The sequence below is a fragment of the Embleya sp. NPDC025285 genome (assembly GCF_055558835.1).
Window position 1 is genome coordinate 119,013 of record NZ_JBVHLU010000013.1, and the last position, 16,738, is coordinate 135,750.

17 protein-coding genes are annotated in these 16,738 nt (G+C 70.4%); 11 read left to right on the forward strand and 6 right to left on the reverse strand.

The window, feature by feature from the left end; genetic code table 11:
• Positions 1-315: 315 nt before the first annotated feature.
• The 9 genes from ACZ4FV_RS11460 to ACZ4FV_RS11500 all read left to right on the forward strand — a co-directional run bounded on the left by ACZ4FV_RS11460 (position 316) and on the right by ACZ4FV_RS11500 (position 8,322).
• Positions 316-447 carry a hypothetical protein gene (locus tag ACZ4FV_RS11460; protein WP_402235387.1) on the forward strand — a complete coding sequence of 44 codons (132 nt, stop codon included), beginning with the start codon at positions 316-318 and terminating at the stop codon, positions 445-447.
• A gap of 95 nt (positions 448-542) precedes the next feature.
• Positions 543-890 carry a hypothetical protein gene (locus ACZ4FV_RS11465; RefSeq protein WP_402235385.1) on the forward strand — a complete coding sequence of 116 codons (348 nt, stop codon included), beginning with the start codon at positions 543-545 and terminating at the stop codon, positions 888-890.
• A 641-nt stretch (positions 891-1,531) separates the two neighbouring features.
• A complete protein-coding gene (locus ACZ4FV_RS11470) occupies positions 1,532-2,827 on the forward strand; it encodes a glycosyltransferase family 2 protein (protein ID WP_465322538.1) in 1,296 nt (431 codons plus the stop codon).
• 2 nt (positions 2,828-2,829) lie between these two features.
• Positions 2,830-2,982 (forward strand): hypothetical protein, encoded by a 153-nt coding sequence (locus ACZ4FV_RS11475; RefSeq protein WP_331772491.1) that lies wholly within the window; start codon positions 2,830-2,832, stop codon positions 2,980-2,982.
• A 149-nt stretch (positions 2,983-3,131) separates the two neighbouring features.
• Positions 3,132-3,860 (forward strand): polysaccharide deacetylase family protein, encoded by a 729-nt coding sequence (locus ACZ4FV_RS11480; protein WP_402235381.1) that lies wholly within the window; start codon positions 3,132-3,134, stop codon positions 3,858-3,860.
• A gap of 279 nt (positions 3,861-4,139) precedes the next feature.
• Complete coding sequence (locus ACZ4FV_RS11485) at positions 4,140-4,877, forward strand: phosphotransferase family protein (RefSeq protein ID WP_395868804.1); 738 nt, start codon at positions 4,140-4,142, stop codon at positions 4,875-4,877.
• A gap of 297 nt (positions 4,878-5,174) precedes the next feature.
• Positions 5,175-6,245 (forward strand): DUF3558 domain-containing protein, encoded by a 1,071-nt coding sequence (locus ACZ4FV_RS11490; RefSeq protein ID WP_402235377.1) that lies wholly within the window; start codon positions 5,175-5,177, stop codon positions 6,243-6,245.
• A gap of 135 nt (positions 6,246-6,380) precedes the next feature.
• The gene (locus ACZ4FV_RS11495) at positions 6,381-6,626 is read left to right on the forward strand and encodes a hypothetical protein (protein WP_395868808.1); all 246 of its coding nucleotides are present in this window, start codon (positions 6,381-6,383) and stop codon (positions 6,624-6,626) included.
• A gap of 367 nt (positions 6,627-6,993) precedes the next feature.
• The gene (locus ACZ4FV_RS11500) at positions 6,994-8,322 is read left to right on the forward strand and encodes a cation:proton antiporter (protein ID WP_402235375.1); all 1,329 of its coding nucleotides are present in this window, start codon (positions 6,994-6,996) and stop codon (positions 8,320-8,322) included.
• Between the two features lie 343 nt (positions 8,323-8,665).
• Here the strand turns inward: ACZ4FV_RS11500 and ACZ4FV_RS11505 are convergent, their stop codons facing one another.
• From ACZ4FV_RS11505 to ACZ4FV_RS11515, 3 genes are all read right to left on the reverse strand, one after another.
• The gene (locus ACZ4FV_RS11505) at positions 8,666-9,091 is read right to left on the reverse strand and encodes a hypothetical protein (protein WP_395868814.1); all 426 of its coding nucleotides are present in this window, start codon (positions 9,089-9,091) and stop codon (positions 8,666-8,668) included.
• Positions 9,088-9,552 carry a hypothetical protein gene (locus ACZ4FV_RS11510; protein ID WP_402235721.1) on the reverse strand — a complete coding sequence of 155 codons (465 nt, stop codon included), beginning with the start codon at positions 9,550-9,552 and terminating at the stop codon, positions 9,088-9,090. The genes ACZ4FV_RS11505 and ACZ4FV_RS11510 overlap by 4 nt, the downstream gene beginning before the upstream one ends.
• A gap of 388 nt (positions 9,553-9,940) precedes the next feature.
• Positions 9,941-10,510: a TetR/AcrR family transcriptional regulator gene (locus tag ACZ4FV_RS11515; RefSeq protein ID WP_395868816.1), complete on the reverse strand. Its 570-nt coding sequence runs from the start codon at positions 10,508-10,510 to the stop codon at positions 9,941-9,943.
• Between the two features lie 71 nt (positions 10,511-10,581).
• On the opposite strand from ACZ4FV_RS11515, the gene ACZ4FV_RS11520 reads away from it, so the two are divergent.
• On the forward strand, positions 10,582-11,475 hold the full coding sequence (locus ACZ4FV_RS11520; RefSeq protein ID WP_402235372.1) for an NADP-dependent oxidoreductase: 894 nt from the start codon (positions 10,582-10,584) through the stop codon (positions 11,473-11,475).
• A gap of 183 nt (positions 11,476-11,658) precedes the next feature.
• Positions 11,659-12,585 carry an NADP-dependent oxidoreductase gene (locus tag ACZ4FV_RS11525; RefSeq protein WP_395868820.1) on the forward strand — a complete coding sequence of 309 codons (927 nt, stop codon included), beginning with the start codon at positions 11,659-11,661 and terminating at the stop codon, positions 12,583-12,585.
• Between the two features lie 292 nt (positions 12,586-12,877).
• Here the strand turns inward: ACZ4FV_RS11525 and ACZ4FV_RS11530 are convergent, their stop codons facing one another.
• From ACZ4FV_RS11530 to ACZ4FV_RS11540, 3 genes are all read right to left on the reverse strand, one after another.
• Positions 12,878-13,426 (reverse strand): FHA domain-containing protein, encoded by a 549-nt coding sequence (locus ACZ4FV_RS11530; RefSeq protein ID WP_395868822.1) that lies wholly within the window; start codon positions 13,424-13,426, stop codon positions 12,878-12,880.
• Between the two features lie 590 nt (positions 13,427-14,016).
• Positions 14,017-15,522: an MFS transporter gene (locus tag ACZ4FV_RS11535; RefSeq protein ID WP_402235367.1), complete on the reverse strand. Its 1,506-nt coding sequence runs from the start codon at positions 15,520-15,522 to the stop codon at positions 14,017-14,019.
• Between the two features lie 545 nt (positions 15,523-16,067).
• Positions 16,068-16,595, reverse strand: coding sequence for a nitroreductase family deazaflavin-dependent oxidoreductase (locus ACZ4FV_RS11540; protein WP_465322539.1), 528 nt, complete (start codon positions 16,593-16,595; stop codon positions 16,068-16,070).
• Between the last annotated feature and the right edge of the window lie 143 nt (positions 16,596-16,738).

The following is a 16,738-nucleotide window of genomic DNA, read 5'->3' on the forward strand; positions in this document are numbered from 1 at the left end:
CGGGCCGGGAGCACGCCCACGGTCGGCCGGGAGAGGGCGGCACATCATTCAGATTGACAGCTCGCGTACGATCCATCCCTTTCGAGTGAAGGCTGTTCGTGTACTTCACCCGGATAGCGCGCACCCGCCGTGTCGATGGGCGGCCGGTGCACGAGAGTGCGGCGCGGCGGTCCGACCGGGCCGGTCGAGTATTCGAAAGTCGCCCATCAGGAGGGTCGTAGGTGTGCGCGGTACGGCTCACGCGCAATCGTGTGTCGCGGGAACACCGCCATCGGTGGCGCCCGCGCTTCCCTCGGACGCACAACCTCCATCGCCGTGGCCGCCGGGCCTGCGTCCGCGCAGGCCGGGCCCCGGTGGCGGCTGTACAACTACCTCAAGGGCCGGTGGCGGCTGCATGACTACCTCAAGGGGAAGTTGGGCCGGATGGCGGTGCGAACAGCACGGTGATGGCCAGGCCCCTTCGGGGCGTGCGCTGGTGGCGAGGGTGGCGTGGTGAGCTTGGGCGACGGCGTCGAGCGCAGGGTTTCGGTGTCGGCACCGCCGTGCGCGACTCGGCCGCCGGCATCGGGGGCGTCCTCGGCCTGCTGCACATCGTCCCGATCATCGCCCGGACCAGGGGCGACCCGGGCTGGCAGCGCCTGCTCGTGAGCATCGCGCCGATGAGCGCGGGGCTGGGCGTCCAGAGCACCACCGATTCCGGCAGCCTGCCCATCCGCCCCTGGGCCGGCCTCGGCGTGACCGCCGCGTGGGCCGCTGCGGCACTGCTGACCGGCGGACTCCTGCTACGCAAACGCGATACCCAGCCGCCCCTGCCGTCAGGCGACACCGAGCGAGCATCACCGCCCCCGCCGATCGCCGCACCTGTACCGGCCCAGTCGCTCGGCGGCTGACGGCGGTCTCCCGCCATACCTGTTCCTCGCCGGCGTCACGGCCGTACGCGCCGGTCGCGGCGGGCGGGCGGCGGCGGCGGGGTGCGTGACGATAGCGGTGGCGGTCGAAGTCCGCGTGGCAAGCCATCGGTTCGACGGTGCGGACGCGTCTCGCCGGCGGCGGCACACGCGGCCTCCATCGACAGGGGCAGGCACTCCTCCACGCCGGGCACGTGGTGGCGCGGGTGCCGGAAGACGGCGCCGGCGCGTCGCAGTTCGCCGAGGCGGGTGGCCGGGTGGCTTGAGGCACCCGATATGTCAGGGTCAGTGAGGATATCCGACCCGCCGAAGCCCTCGGGGCGGTGCGATTGCCCGGGGCTCGCGGCCGTACGGCGGCAGGCAACTATCTGTTGGGATCTCGGGGTTTGTCTGTGCTTGTGCTCACAATTGGATCTTTGTGTTGTACAAGATCCTTTCGATACCCCATTCTTGGTCATCCTGGGTGGGGACCCCGGGGGGAACGGTTGATTCGCTTCTCGGCGAGCTGATGCTCGTCGGCCTTTCGTGCTGCCCGAACGCCGGTCACGGCTTCGGGATTCGCGCGTGCGCTCCTGAGCGATTTCTTCCATTCGCCATGATTCGATCGGGAGCGCGACGGCGAGATGAACAACATGGGGTACGCGAGCGGCGTGCCCGGCGGGCGGCACCGAGGACGTGCCGAACAGCCGATTGCGGCGGACCACCCGACGGAGATCCTGGCGCCGATTCGCGATGAGCCGCGCCCGGTCCCGACCTTCGCGCCGACTCCCACCGGAGAGCGTCCCCGGCGACACCGGGCGCGCAAGGCCGAGCCGTTCCGGCTCAGGACCAAGCGCCGGCGTCGTCGTTCGCTGCCGGCCGTGGACGTGCTCTCGATGCGTATCACCGCACTGGTGCCCGCGCACAACGAGGAAGCGCAGATCGGCGAGACCATCCAGTCCCTGTACGGTCAGCGTCGACCGCCGGAGACGATCATCGTCATCGCGGACAACTGCACCGACCGGACCGTCGAGATCGCCCGCAGCATGGGTGTGCAGGTCTACGAGACCGTCGACAACAAACACAAGAAGGCCGGCGGCCTCAATCAGGTCATCGATCACATCCTGCCGAACCTCGGACCGGCCGACGCGATCCTGGTGATGGACGCCGATTCCACCCTCGGACCGGAGTTCCTCAGCCACGGCCTGGAGCGGCTGGCGACCGGCGAGTTCGGAGCGGTCGGCGGCACGTTCACCGGCAAGCCGGGCGGGGGTTTCGTCGGCATGCTGCAACGCAACGAGTACGCCCGCTATGTCCGTGATGTCGAGCGGCTTCAGGGCAAAGCCCTCGTACTCACCGGGACGGCCACACTCTTTCGCGCGCTGACCCTCCAGGAGGTCGTCGCGGCCCGGGCCACCGGTGAACTTCCCGGCGCGGCGCACGTGTACGACACCCGCGTGCTCACCGAGGACAACGAACTCACGCTGGGCATCCTGCACCTGGGTCTGCGTATCGTCTGCCCGCCCAAGTGCACGCTGATGACCGAGGTCATGGGCACCTGGTCGGACCTGTTCAAACAGCGACTGCGCTGGAAGCGCGGCGCCTTGGAGAACCTGACCGACTACGGGTGGACACACATCACCCGCACCTACTGGGGACGACAGGTGCTCTCGTTGATCGGCTTGCTGATCATCGTGATCTACCTCGGTTCGCTGCTGCTGTCCCTCGTCCTCACCGGACACGTGCGTATTCAGCCCGTGTGGATGGTGGTGACTTTGATCTTCTCCGTGGAACGCGCCGTGAGCGTCCGCAAACGCGGACCACTGCAAGTGGTACTCGGCGCGCTCATCGTGGTCGAGATGGCCTTCGACCTCTACCTGCAAGCGGCCCAGGCTCAGGCGTTCTGGGACGCGATCCGAAGAAAAGAAAGGAAATGGTGACCATGTATCACGCAAGTACGGGAGCGGCCGCAGCCGGCGCCGGAGGCGCTCTGGCCGCGACCGGCGCGAACGTCATGTGGGCGCTCGTGGCAGCGTTCACGCTGTTCAGTGCGGGCCTCGCGCTCAAGCGGATCCTGCCCGCGCGCACTCGCTGACGTTCGACCTGCGGTCGGCCTTCCGCCCCGGGGGCAACCGGTAAACCGTTCCCGGCCGCACCCGGCGGCGGGCGGCCGACCGCAGGGCCACCATCCTTCGATGGTGGCCGGGTTCGTGATGATGTCGAATCTTCGAAAGGAAGTCCGAGATGAAGTCCAGCGTGCGAGTGCGCGCGTGGGCGGCCGGGGCGATGGTCGCGGTGGCGGGTCTGATCCTGGGCCCGACGACGGCCGCGCACGCCGATCCCGCGCCCCCCGCCCCATGCTCCGCCGGCTATGCGGCGATCTCGTTCGACGACGGCCCCTCGACCCTGACCCCCGCCTACGTCCAGGCACTGAACGACGCCGGTTGGGTCAAGGCGACCTTCTTCCTGACCGGGGCCCACGCCCTGGACTACCCGCAGTACGTCGCGCAGATCGCCGCCGGCGGCCACTGGATCGGCAACCACTCCTTCTCCCACCCCTTCCTGGACGACCTGGGCGAGCCCGACGCGTTCAACGAACTCCTGGGTACGAACCAGATCCTCCAGTCCCAGACCGGCCACGCACCGACGCTGTTCCGCCCGCCGTACGGCCGGACCAACGCGGGAATCCGCCAGGACGCGACCACACTCGGCATGACCGAGGTGCTGTGGACCACCGACTCGTTCGACTACAACGGCATCTCCACCGACGACATCGTGGCCAACGCCCTCCAGGTCGGCCCGGGCGGCATCATCCTGCTGCACGAGGGCTACCAAAGCACCCTCGCCGCGATCCCGCGCATCGTCGACGGGCTGGCCGAGCGCGGACTGTGCGCGGGCAGGATCGTGCCGTCGACGACACCGGTCCAGGCATGGCCCGGCGCCACCTACTACGCGACCGCCGCGCACTGGTGACACCACCGCCGAGTTCGGCGCCGGCCGCGCAACCAGGATCGGCCCGCGCCGAATTCGGTGAACGCCCCTCCCGGATATCGGGGTACGGCCTGCCTCCGCGTTCGTAATCACGGTGGCGAAAGTCCCGCGCTCGTACCGTTGCACGGCGCCGGGCGGCCACCCACCGCTTGGAGCACCGCCGCCCTTCCGGTTCCGGCCGGCCACCGGCTCGACCGCCTCCTCGCCGTCGAACACGCGCGAACGCATCCCGGTCGTACCCCCGCCGCGATAATGGTCGACATGGACGAGGTCGAGGTCGTCGTGGCCCATCACGAGCGCGCGACCCTGCGCGTCGGCGACGTGTTCCTGAAGATCGACGCGGATCGCACGCGCACCGACGTCGAGGTCGAGGCGATGGCTGCGGCGCCGATACGGACCCCCGAAGTCCTGTGGCGCAAGCCGCCCGTGCTCGCGCTCGCCGCGGTCCCGGGAACGGCACTGGGCCGCCTCGGCGAGCCGTCGACCGCGTCGTCCGCGGCGTGGGTCGCGGCGGGTGCCGCCGTACGGATGCTGCACGACGCGCCGCTGCCGCCATGGCCCGGTCGCAGCCTCGAGGAAATCGCGTCGCACCTCGACCGCGAATGCGAGTGGCTCCTCACCAACGGCGTCCTTCCCGCCGACCTGGTCACGCGCAACCGCCGGGTCGCCGAGGCCGCGCTCCGGCCGTGGACACCGGTGTTCACGCACGGCGACCTGCAGGTCGCCCACGTCTTCGTCGACGGTGACGAGATCACCGGCGTCATCGACTGGTCCGAGGCGAGCCGGGGCGATGCCCTGTACGACCTCGCCACCCTGACGCTCGGACACGAGGAGCACCTCGGCGACGTCGTCGCCGGCTACGGCACCGACGTCGACCTCGACGTGATCCGCGCGTGGTGGTCGCTGCGAAGCCTGCTCGCGATCCGCTGGCTGGTCGAGCACGGCTTCGACCCGTCCGCGCCGGGCTGCGAGGTCGACGTGCTGAGATCCCGGATGTGAAGCTGCGCGAGGCCGACCGCTACCGCCGACATGACCCGGCGCGGAATCACGGCCCTCGCCCCGGACAACCCCAACCCGCGCGGCATCGTCGAGACCGCGACCCGCGGCGGCGAACACCGAGGGATCGTCCCAACGTTCGTCGCCGGCTCCTCGAAAGCCGGCCGACCGGGCCCGGTCGCACACAACCGTGTCGAGGCGTTCCACCCCGAGTTCGGGCCGGAGCGTTCGACCGCATCCGCGGGTGACCCCGGTGGGCCAAGTGGAGGTGCCGGCTCGGCTGCCGGCGACGCCCGCTCGGTGACGGTCACCGTCGACGACGGGACACCGATCGTGTGCTCGTTGCCGGTCGACCACCCGGAAGACCCCGCCGCGTCCGTGCGATCGCCGGGGCGGGGACCGAGGGAGTGGTTCCTGCGCCGGCGCGGCCCGATCCTGTCGGTTCTGGGCGCGGCGGTGGTGGCGATGGTGATCGGGGTGGTCTCCTCGATCATGACGCCGGCGTCACCGTCGCGGCCGGAACCGAACGCCATCGGCGACCCTCGCTCGGCAGACCCCTGCGCGCTCCTCGAGCCGACCTCGTTGTCCGCCTACGGCACGGTCGTCCTGGACCCCGCCTACGGCGGGTTCGACAGATGCGATCTTCTCGTCGATGCTCCCGACGCCGGCCGGATCGCCGACGTCAAGGTCGACTTCTCCGCCGGGGGCCAGGAACTCGGGTCCAACACGCACACCCGACGAGTCGGCGGTTTCACCGTCGTCCTGGAACCCAACAGCGGCAAACGCGAGTGCACGCAGCTCGTGCGTCTGGGGGCGGACAGACAACTCGCGATCGTCGCCAAGCAGTTGGGATCCCGTCCGGCCGACCTGTGCGCGATAGCCGACATCACCACCGCCCGCGCGATCCCCGTCATGGAACGCGGCCCGATCCCGAGGCGCCCCTCCGCATCGGCCAAGGAGTCGCTGGCCCGACTCGACGCCTGCGCGATGCTCGATCCCGCCACCCTGGACACGCTTTCGGGCATCGACCCCTCGGAGCCGGACGCCGGATTCGCGAACTGGAGCTGCCGCCGGCGCAGCACCGTCGACAACGGCGGTGTCGAGGTCCGGTTCGACCAGAACGTGCCACTGACCGCGCAAGACGGCCTGCCGAGGCGACTGGGCGACAGAAAGGCTTTCGTGAGCCCCGGGGACGGGGACGACGCCTACTGCGTCGTCAAGGTGGAACACCGAACGTACGTGAACGTTCGCGAGCTTCCCGTCGCCGAGGTGGTCGAGCTCAAGGTGTCGGGGCCACGCCTCAAGGAGAGCCTCTGCGACACCGCCGTCGAACTCGCCGCCGCAGTGGTCGGGAAGTTGCCGAAAATCTGACCGGTGGGCGTCGGTGGGTCCGTCCACGCAGCGTCGGCGGGGGTGTGGTCGGCGCACGCGGGCGGCCTCATCCGGGCCGTGCCGGTCGTCGGGCTCGGCATGCGTCGACGTCGCGGGTCCGGGTACACGCGCGGGATGGAGACCTTCGAGGTGCTGATCTATCCGTACAACGTGCAGGACATGCCGCCGACGGCCCGGGGGCCGGCCGTGCGGTCGGCGACGGTCCGTGCCACCGGAGAGAAGGGAGCAACCGGCCATCCACGCTACGCGGGTGACGACGTACAAGCCGACATCGATCCGGTCACCAGAACGGTCGAGGCCATCACCGTGGACGGCGCCGAACTCGAGGACGGCTGGTCCGCGCAGATCGCCGACGCCTAACACAGCCCGCACGCCTCCGCGACGCCACGCGTTCCTGCGTTGGGGCCGGCCTGATCGCCGGCACCGCCGCGGCGGTGCCGGTACTCGGTGCGGCTCCGGCCGGCGCGGCCGACGCACAGCCCCCGCTCCCGCTCTCGCGGAACACCCTCGCCGACTCCGATCTGCACTTCAAGGCGGCCGGTTCGCCGAGGGCGACCGAGGCTACACGCGGGTGCTGCGCTCCGACCCCGACAACGCCCACGCCCTGGCTCGGCGCGGCAGCATCCCCCTGCCGTACATACCGGTTCGCCCCGGCGACCACGCACGGGAACCGAGCCGTACATAGGCGCGTACGTGCGTGTGTTCGCGTTCGGGGTAGGTGCCGGCGATGGATCCCATGGATTTGTCGTATGCGGTCATAGGTATCGGAGCGCTCTTGGCCGGGGTGATGCCCCGGCTCGTGGCGCGGCGCCCGCTGTCCCTGCCGATCGCCTTTCTCCTGCTCGGAATGCTCGTATTCGTGGTGCCTTCGCCGCTGCCGGATCCGGACCCCTTGGCGGATCCGACCCTGACCGCGCACGTCACCGAGCTCGGCGTGGTCGTGGCGCTGATGGGCGCGGGCCTCAAACTCGATCGACCGTTCGGCCGGAACCGGTGGTCGTCGACGGGGCGTCTGCTGCTGATCGCCATGCCGTTGGGGATCCTGTCCATCGCGCTGCTCGGCTGGTGGGCCCTGGGCCTGGCCCCGGCCGGAGCCCTGCTGATCGGCGCCGCACTCGCGCCCACCGATCCCGTGCTGGCCTCGGACGTGCAAGTGGGCGAGCCCAGTGAAGAGGAGGATTCCGAGGACGACGTGCGCTTCACACTCACCTCCGAGGCAGGGCTCAACGACGGACTCGCCTTCCCGTTCGTCTACGCGGCCATCGCCATGGCCACGGTAGGCGCGGCTCCGGGCGCCTGGATGGGCCACTGGCTGGCAGTCGACGTGGCGTACAAGCTCACCGCCGGGCTCGCCCTCGGCCTGGGTACCGGTTGGCTCATCGGCCGCCTGAGCTTCCGTCCGCGCGCTCGGTCGCTGCGGCTGGCCGAGCACGCGGAAGGCTTCGTCGCGCTTGCCGCGACGTTCCTTTCCTATGGCGTCACCGAGGTCGCGGGCGGCTACGGCTTCGTCGCGGTGTTCGTGTGCGCGTGCACGATCCGGGCCTCCGAGCGGGCGAGCGGCTACCACACCGTGCTGCACGACTTCATCGAACAGATCGAACGCCTGCTCACCGTCGGCATCCTCCTGCTGTTCGGCGGCGCGATCGTCGGCGGTCTGCTCGGGCCACTCACGTGGCAGGCGGTGGCCCTCGCGGCGGCCGTGGTCTTCGTCGTCCGCCCGGTGACCGGCCTGGTCGCCCTCGCGGGATCCTCACTGGCCCGATCCGAGCGGGGCGTGATCGCGTTCTTCGGCATCCGCGGCATCGGCTCGTTCTACTACGTGTCGTACGCGCTTGCCGAAGCGGAGTTCGCCCGGGCGGACCTGATCTGGGCCACCACCGGCCTGGTCGTGGTCATCTCCGTCGTCACGCACGGGATCACCGCTTCTCCGGTCATGACCTGGTTCGACAACCGGGTTCCGACCGACGCGGACATCCCGTTCGCGTCCACCCCAACCGATTCGGCTCCCACCGTTCCAGGTGCCGGCTCCCACCAAGCCCCCGAGCCCGCCGAGTAGGTGAACCCGACTGCGGGGGACGACACCACGGGGCCCGGAGCCCCCGGTGCCGTTGCACACGGCGACAATACGGCCGGCCGGGTCGGTTCGGGGGCGTCCGCCGCGGTGAACAGCGGCGATGTGATCACGCAGTCGGCCGGCGCGCGGTGGTCGGCGCACGACATCACGGTGCCGTACTCCCCCCGAGCACGCCTTCCACCGGCACGCCCGGCCGCGCGCCGGTGGCCACCTCGCGGGTACACCGCGCGATCGGCGCGCCCGGGTTCGCGCCGCCGGGGTTTCCGCCGGTGCTGGTGCGGGGTCCGGTGCTCGCTCTTCGGATGGCTGCCCTCGGATGGGGCCGTTACGAGCCGGCGCACGCCGTGAACGCGAGGGCGTAGCACAGGACGTCCTCGCCGACCGCCGCCGGCAGTGCGGGAATTCCGGTATTCGTGGCCGCTTCGCGCCATGCTGCGCCCAGGACGGCGCCGCCCACCGAGGCACCCGCTCCCACGAGGGCCGCGAGAGTCACCCCACCGCGCGTACGACGGGCCAACATCGCGGCAGCCGTCGCTCCCAGCAAAACACGCGGAGCCAGGCCCGGCAGGCTCAGTCGCGACGGGGCGTCGGAGCGCTTGTCCGCGACGAGTTCGCCGATCGCGGCCGAGCCGACCGCGAGCCGGGAAAGCCTGCCCGCGCCGCGGGTGGTCAAGCGAACGGCCGTGACCCCGGCCTGGCTTCGGCCGCCGCTGGCCGCGCCCACCAGGAAGGCCCTTACGAGGGCACTCACTTGGAGTCCATCATCGCGAGCGCCGCGTATGTCGTGAAGCCGTACGCGACGTGCGGCACGATATCGGCGAGCCAGTCGGTCCTCGACCACGCACGCGGGTCCGACACCCGCAGCCCGGCCATCGGGCCGTTGGCGGCGATCATCGCGACGGCGCCCACGAGCAGCGAACCCGCCCAGATCGGCGGTCGTAGGCCGATGCCGCGCAGCAGGCCGAAAGCGGCGCCGACGCCGACGCCGGTCACGATGCCCGACAGCGCACCGAGCCCGGTCAATCGGTTCACGCGCGTGTCGGAGTCGCCTTCGACGGGGTGCCCGATTCGGCGCGCGATGGTGGCGATCGTGCGCTGTGGCGTCTCACTGGCCGGGCGCACCCGGCCGGCCATGTCGGCGTAGGTGACCGCATCGAGGGCGGTCGTGCCGGCCGCGCCCGCAGCGGCACCCCGCAGGATCCCTGAAAACATGTCCACCCGTTGCCCGCGCGCCGCATTCACAAACCGTCGTCGGCCACCCACGCGGCCGGGGCTCGGGCGCCGGGGTCGCCCCGCGTCCGGCGGCGACAACCGCGGGTACCCGACCGGCCTCCACCGCGGCGTGGGCGAACGTCACCCGTGCGGCTCGCGGCCGACACCGCCGCCGGCCCGGCGGCGCGGTCCCCCGTTCGTCTGCATCGTTCTCCCGCGTCGGTGTGGGCGGCGATCCTTTCGGGGCGGGCGATACGCGCCGAACGCGAGACGATCGTCCGTCGCCGGATTCGGCCTCCTCCGTCACCGCTTCCTCCCCGGACTCCGATGACGAGGACGCACGCCCTCGACCGCGGCCGTCGGCGACCCTTGGGCTGCACGCAGGAGGTCAGGTGACCTCCCAGGCCGCCTCGATCATCCGGAAGATCTCGTCCACGGCGGCCTGCGGGTCGGCCGCCTCCCGGGCCAGCGAATAGGCGTCGACCACGAACCTCGCGATCGTTCGGCAGGCCGTCGTGCTCTGTGACAGGTCGGGATCGGCGGCGAGGGCCGTGGCCAGCGAGTCCGCATGGCGCAAGCGCATCGACTCCTCGTACTCCCGCAGGGCACGTGACTCGTCGATCATGCGGTAGATCGGGGCGGTGCCGGCACCCGTGCAGTGCCGGACCATGGCCCGGATCTCGCGGCGCAGTGCGGGGATGAGCGGTTCGTGCGGTGCGCGGTTGGTGACCGCCTGCGTGAGGCGTTGTTCGAAGTTGTCGTCCTGCTCGAACACCAGGGCCTCTTTGGAGGCGAAGTGGGAGAAGAGCGTGGTGACGGCCACGTCCGCCTCGGCGGCCACATCGCGGATGCCCACCGCGTCGTATCCGCGTTCCAGGAAGAGCCGCAGGGCGGTGTCGGCGATCTTCTGGCGGGTGGCGGCCTTCTTGCGTTCGCGGCGTCCGGTCGGCACGGTCATGCCGCTGACACTATCAAATCCAAAGGAGTAACAGTTTCAAAACCATAACCGTTAGTGCTACGGTCGGCCGCATGAAGAAAGTGAGCTTCGCCGAGTTCGGCGGTCCGGACGTACTGCAACTCATCGACGCCGAGGAGCCCCACGCGGGCCCCGGCCGCATACGCATCGCCGTACGGGCGGCGGGTGTCAACCCCGTCGACTGGCGGATCCGTGAGGGGCAGATCCTCGGCGCCCATCCGACCGTGTTGCCCTCCGGCGTCGGGCTGGACGCCTCCGGCGTCGTGGACGAGGTCGGCGAGGGCGTCGAAGGAGTCGAGGTCGGCGACCACGTGTTCGGCGAAGGCTCCAGCACCTACGCCGAGTTCGCCGTGTTGTCGGCCTGGGCGCGGATGCCCGAGGGCCTCACGTTCGAAGAGGCCGCCGGGTACCCCTCCGTGGTGGAGACCGCGCTGCGCATCATCCGCGAGGTCGGCGTGCAGCCCGGGCAGACGCTGCTGGCCTGCGGCGCGTCCGGGGGAGTCGGCTCGGCGGTGCTACAGATCGCCCGGGACCGCGGCATCACGGTGATCGGCACGGCCGGGGCCGCGAACCAGGACTATCTGCGCGGCCTGGGCGCCCTCGCCACGACGTACGGCGAGGGCTGGGTCGAGCGGGTGCGGCAGCTCGGCCGTGTCGACGCAGCCCTCGATCTGTCCGGCTCGGGCGTGATCCGCGAGCTGGTCGAGCTGATCGGGGACCCGCAAAAGGTGATCTCCATCGCCGACCTCGACGCGCCGGAGTTCGGCGTGCGATTCTCCGGCGTCGCCGGGAGCGTGCCGGACGCGCTCGCCGAGGCCATCGACCTCATCTCGCGGGGAAGGCTCCACATTCCGGTCGAGAAGTCGTACACGCTCGCCGAGGCCGCGGCGGCGCACATCGACAGCCGAACCGGTCACAGTCGGGGGCGCCGGGTCATCGTCGTCTGAGCCGTTTCCCGCCCGGTAGCACGGCCCGGCAAGCTGCCCGGCCTCATCCCGGAGAGCGCCCCAGCGATACGGCTCCGCCGACGTCGCCCACACCCCACTCCCAAGCGGGAGGCGACAGTGCCGCAGAAGTGGGCGGCCGGCGGCTCTCCTGCCGAACGACCGCTATTCATAAGGAGGTTGCCCGTGTTTGCGGTGCAATACCACCGCTACGGCGGTTCCGAGGTCCTGTGCCTGGAGGAGGTCGAAGAGCCGCATGCCGGGCCCGGTCAGGTCCGTATCGAGGTCCGTGCCACCGGCGTCACCCCGGTTGACTGGTACCTGCGTTCAGGGATGCTGCGGGACATCGCCGGCCTGGACTTCCCGCACATCCCCGGCATGGATGCGGCCGGAATGGTCGACGAGGTGGGAGAGGGAGTGACCGGCACCGCCGTGGGCGACGAGGTCTTCGGCCTCGTCCCCTTCGTGGACAAAGGAGGCGCCGCGGCCCAGTACGCCGTGCTGGAAGCATGGGCGCCGAAGCCCAGGTCGTGGTCTTTCGAGGAAGCGGGCGGCGCCGCGGGCAACATCGACACCGCCACGCGCGTACTGGAGGCGCTGGAAGCCGCGGAGGGCATGACCCTGCTGATCGAGGGTGCCGCCGGAGGCGTCGGCACCCTCACCGCGCAACTCGCCCAGGCCCGCGGCCTCACCGTGATCGGCACCGCGAGCGAAGGCAACCACGGCTTCCTCGACCGACTCGGCGTCGTACCGGTCACCTACGGGGCGGGGCTGGCCGATCGCCTTGCCCCCCTGGCTCCGCGCGGCATCGACGTGGTTCTGGACGCGGCCGGTAAGGGCTCTCTTGCCGATCTGGTGGCCATCACCGGCGACCCGCACCGCGTGGTGACCATCGCGGACTTCGACGCCGACCGACACGGCGTGCGCTTCTCCCGCTCCGAAGCAGGGGAGTCGCCGGGCTGGGCAGGGCTACCACTGGCGGCCGATCTCGCCGACCGCGGCCGCCTCACCGTCCCGCTGCACGCGGTGTTCCCGCTGAAGGAGGCCGCCACGGCCCACGACGTCAGCGCCACCGGCCACGCGCGCGGCAAGATCGTCATCACCGTGCCCTGAACAGCCGTTGGGCCCGGTCGCACTCGCTCCCTACCACCTGGCGACCGGGTCCCGACCGCCGGCCCACGAAGTTCCTCTCCCGGCCGGGACCTGTCGGCATGGTCCGGCTCACCGGACCCGACGACGAGGCGATCGGTGGGAAACCACCCGCACGGACACCGCACTACGCGCTCGTGTTGACGCAGGCGAGCACGAGACGTTGTCGGCCTGGACGCGTCATCGGTCGAGCGACTCGGTGTCGTCGCGGCCTCCGCGCCCCGTGGATCAGCCGGCGGTAATCCCCGGTAGTTCGCTATCCGGCCGACAGACGGTAGCTCACGACTCCGAACTGCACATGATCACCCGGCCGCACGGACACCGGGCCCATGATGCGCAGCCCGTTGACGTGCGTACCGTTCATCGAACCCAGGTCCTCCAGGACCCAACCGTCGTCCCGTACACACAATCGCGCGTGCCTGCGCGAGACGGAATCGTGCGCGAGGCGAAGATCGGCGCGGTGGCTGCGTCCGATCTGCATGGCAGCCGAACCCGGATCCGGCAGTCGCAGTCCGGGCGCGCGCGTCTCCACCGTGCGGGAGACCCGCGGCGCCCCGGACACGAGGGCGTTCAGCCGCGTCGCCGCGCGGCGCAGCAGTCTCCGCAACCACGGGTCGTCCGCGGGCAAATCCGCGATCATCTCGTCGACTTCGACGCGGTTGCGGGCATTGAGCACGATCAGCATGCGGTGCATGAACGTTTCGTGCGACAGCCGCCCCGATCCGGCGCCGTCGCGCAGCACGCCCAACGCGCGTTCTCGCTCGGCCTCCGACAATCGGATCAGCTGGAACTCACGCGACGACATGGGGAGATTTTCGCCGGCGCTCGACGACCGTGTCCATACCCGCGTGTCGCAACCCTGTCGCAAACCTCGGACCGTCCAGCCGGTGGTGGCGGCCGGATAGTAAGACGAACACCCGCGCCCGGTCCGGCAATCACACTCTTGCTCCGTTTCATCCTGCGCCCTGCCCATCCCCTGCGGCCGTGACGGGTTCTCCCCCTGCCGCCGTGACGGGTTCCTCCGGTCCCGCGGGCAGGTACGAATACGACTTCTACACGCTGCGCTGCGCGGAGGGGCAGTGCGGCCGGCTTCCTCGACGAGGACGTCCTCCCCCAGTGACGAGTGCGGCAGTACTCCCCTCCACGTGGTGATCGCGACGTGCGCGGCGGGCATGCCGCTGCCAGCGAGTTCCTTGTGCCGGTCGAGCGTCCGGTTGCGCAGGGCCGCAGCGGCGTTGGCGGGGTCGCGAGCGTTGCCGACGGACTACCGGAGCCGGCCCGACGACTTCAGCGCAGCCGGCACCCGCCGATCTCGCCCGCGCTCCCAACTCCGGGGAAAATGCCCGGCGTTGGCTGCCGCTGCGACGGCGCCGCCACGGCGGTGACACCGACCCGTCAGGCATCACTCCCCTGATGAACACGCGAGGCAGGAGCGGGCGTTCTCCGGACCGTCCCCGGCGGAAGAACCAGCGCCAGGACCGCGGCCAGGAGATAGAGCCCGATCACCACGCCCATCCCGATCACCGCGGATTCCACCCCGTCGTGTCCGCCTTCGAGCCGGCCGAAGTAGACGGTCCCGATCAGCGCGACGCCCGCCGCCACACCGACCTGAATCGAGGTGTTGATCAGCGCGGACGCAGCGCCGGCCTCGGCCTCGGGCACCTTCGCCAGAACGATGGTGAGCAGCGTGCCGGCGACCATGGCCATGCCGAGCCCGGCAACGACCAGGCCGGGGATCAACTGCCAGGGCGCGATGCCGGTGCCGTACCGATCGACGCAGAGCACGATCAGCGCCATTCCGGCCGCCATGACCAGCGCGCCGAGGATCACCACCGTGCGGCCCAGCGGCATCAGTCGTGGTGCGAAGCCCGAGCCGATACCGACCCCGATGGTGAAGGGGATCATCGACAGCGCGGTGCGCAGTGGGGAGTATCCGGCGGCGGTCTGGAGGTGCACTGTGAGCACCAACGTGTACGCGGTCCCGCAGAAGAAGAGCACGGCCACCGAGAGTCCGCCGATTACGCTGCGGTGACGGAACAGGGCCGGATCCACCAGAGGCGATCCCCCGCGGCGAGCAAGGATCCGCTCGTGTCGGACGAACAGCCACAACAGGAGGGGGCAGGCGGCCGTTACCGTCAGGATCCACAGCGGCCATCCCAACGGGCGCCCCTCGACCAAGGGGTAGAGCAGGGCGAGCAGGCCCGCCGTGGCGATGGCGGTGCCGCGTACGTCCGCGGACAGTGCCTGCTCGGAGCGGGATTCCCGGGTGAGTACGACGGCGCCGATGAACGCCGCGATGCCGATCGGGATGTTGACGAGGAAGATCGGTCGCCAGCCGAGGCCGAACAGGTCGGCGTCGAGCAGTACTCCGCCCAGCAGCGGGCCCCCGAGACCGCCGAGGGCGAAGCACATGCCGTACATCGACATCGCCTTGGCATGCTCGGACTTGGGGAACTCGACCTGGAGCATGGCAAGGACCTGCGGCACCATCAAGGCCGCGGCCACGCCTTGGAGTACGCGCGCCGCGATCAACATCTGCGGTCCGGTGGCCGAGGCCGCCAAAGCGGAGGTGGCGACGAAGCTCCCGAGCCCGGCGAGATACACCCGACGGCGCCCGTACATGTCGCCGAGCCGGCCCCCGGTGATCATGGCGGCGGCGAACGCGAGGGTGTATCCGGCGATCGCCCACTCCACCTGTGCCGACGAGGCGCCCAGGTCGTCGCGCAACGACGGCAGTGCCACGTTGAGCACGGTCGCGTCGATCATGTCCATCAACACGGCGGCCAGCGTCACGACGAGCGCGGCCCATCGACGCGGGCTGTAGCGCGGATCCGCCACCGGGTCCTCGTGTCTCGTGCTCGGATCCTGCGTGGAGCTCGGATCCTGCGTGGAGCTGGGCATGGGGGGCTCCCTGATTTCGGCGTGCCGTCGTTCGACACACATCGCGTTGTACGCAAGGTCGCTTCGGCGCGGGAAGGCACGTCAAGACCGCCCGGTCTCGCGGGCCTTCGTGTCGCCGGTACAGCAGGTTTCGGAGTGGCGCCGCGGCTCTCAGGCTCAGGGCCGAGCAGTCGGCCCAGTCCTGCGGAGGCCGACTGCCCTGGGTTGTTGCGGCCGGGGCCGCGCCGGCGCATCGTCGATCGGCCGACGCTGCGGGGGCATCGGCCGATCGGTGGTTTCGCAATCTGCGTCCCGGGAGGCTGGGCGCGGATCATCGCCGCGGCCCGGCGCCGGCCCGTGTCCTCATCCGTTGTCGAAGGGGGGCCACGGCGTTCGGTGCCCTGGCTCGACCCGGCGCGAGGCAGTCGATCCGCGAAGCGTTACGGCAACGAACCCGGACCGGAACGTCGCCGGCCCGATCGGCTCCAGAGAACCCGGACCGGGACGTCGCCGGCCCGATCGACTCGGGAGAGCCCGGTCGGCGGACGGCCCGCCCAAGAAGCCTTTTACGCTCTGTCCTCATCGGTTGCCGCAGTCTCGATCCGGCGGAGCTCCACCACCGGGATCACCCGCGACGTTCCGGCCTGATAGACCGCGAAGGCCGGATCGCGGTCGCACTGGGCCGCGAAGAGGCGGTCGCGTTCGGCGCCCGCAAGGGGTATCGCCTCTGCGACGTAGGTCTCGACGACGGCACGCCCCGCGTCGTCGATGCCCACCTCGACGGCGACCTGTGGCCGCGCGAGCAGATTGTGATACCAGTCGGGATGGTTTGGACCGCCCGCGTTCGACGCGAAGATCAAGGTCCGGTCGCCATCGGATGCCCGTACCACGGGGTTGGTGCGCGGGCGGCCGGTGCGCGCGCCGACCGTGGTGAGCAGGACGAGAGACGCGCCCTCGAACATTCCGCCCACCCGACCACCGTTGGCGCGGAACTCCGCGATGACGTGTGCGTTGAAATCCGCTGGTCCCGGGTGTTGCTCCGACATGGGATGCCTCTCGGCTAGCATCGACAGGAGAAAGCCTTTGCTTTGCAAGCAAAGACATTGAGAAACTACGGAGCGCGGTGACGGATGTCAAGGAATCGATCGAGCCCCCGACGCGCCCGGACCGGCGGCCTCGCCCGCAGGGGCCTGACGGGGCGCGCGTCGGGTCGATCAACCTCGGTACGAGGACGGTC

What these genes read in the sequence shown, in the direction of transcription:
- ACZ4FV_RS11470 (WP_465322538.1), top strand. Translation starts at nt 1,532, where the DNA reads ATGAACAACATGGGGTACGCGAGCGGCGTGCCCGGCGGGCGGCACCGA.
- ACZ4FV_RS11475 (WP_331772491.1), top strand. Translation starts at nt 2,830, where the DNA reads ATGTATCACGCAAGTACGGGAGCGGCCGCAGCCGGCGCCGGAGGCGCT.
- ACZ4FV_RS11480 (WP_402235381.1), top strand. Translation starts at nt 3,132, where the DNA reads ATGAAGTCCAGCGTGCGAGTGCGCGCGTGGGCGGCCGGGGCGATGGTC.
- ACZ4FV_RS11485 (WP_395868804.1), top strand. Translation starts at nt 4,140, where the DNA reads ATGGACGAGGTCGAGGTCGTCGTGGCCCATCACGAGCGCGCGACCCTG.
- ACZ4FV_RS11495 (WP_395868808.1), top strand. Translation starts at nt 6,381, where the DNA reads ATGGAGACCTTCGAGGTGCTGATCTATCCGTACAACGTGCAGGACATG.
- ACZ4FV_RS11500 (WP_402235375.1), top strand. Translation starts at nt 6,994, where the DNA reads ATGGATCCCATGGATTTGTCGTATGCGGTCATAGGTATCGGAGCGCTC.
- ACZ4FV_RS11510 (WP_402235721.1), bottom strand. Translation starts at nt 9,552, where the DNA reads ATGTTTTCAGGGATCCTGCGGGGTGCCGCTGCGGGCGCGGCCGGCACG.
- ACZ4FV_RS11515 (WP_395868816.1), bottom strand. Translation starts at nt 10,510, where the DNA reads ATGACCGTGCCGACCGGACGCCGCGAACGCAAGAAGGCCGCCACCCGC.
- ACZ4FV_RS11520 (WP_402235372.1), top strand. Translation starts at nt 10,582, where the DNA reads ATGAAGAAAGTGAGCTTCGCCGAGTTCGGCGGTCCGGACGTACTGCAA.
- ACZ4FV_RS11530 (WP_395868822.1), bottom strand. Translation starts at nt 13,426, where the DNA reads ATGTCGTCGCGTGAGTTCCAGCTGATCCGATTGTCGGAGGCCGAGCGA.
- ACZ4FV_RS11535 (WP_402235367.1), bottom strand. Translation starts at nt 15,522, where the DNA reads ATGCCCAGCTCCACGCAGGATCCGAGCTCCACGCAGGATCCGAGCACG.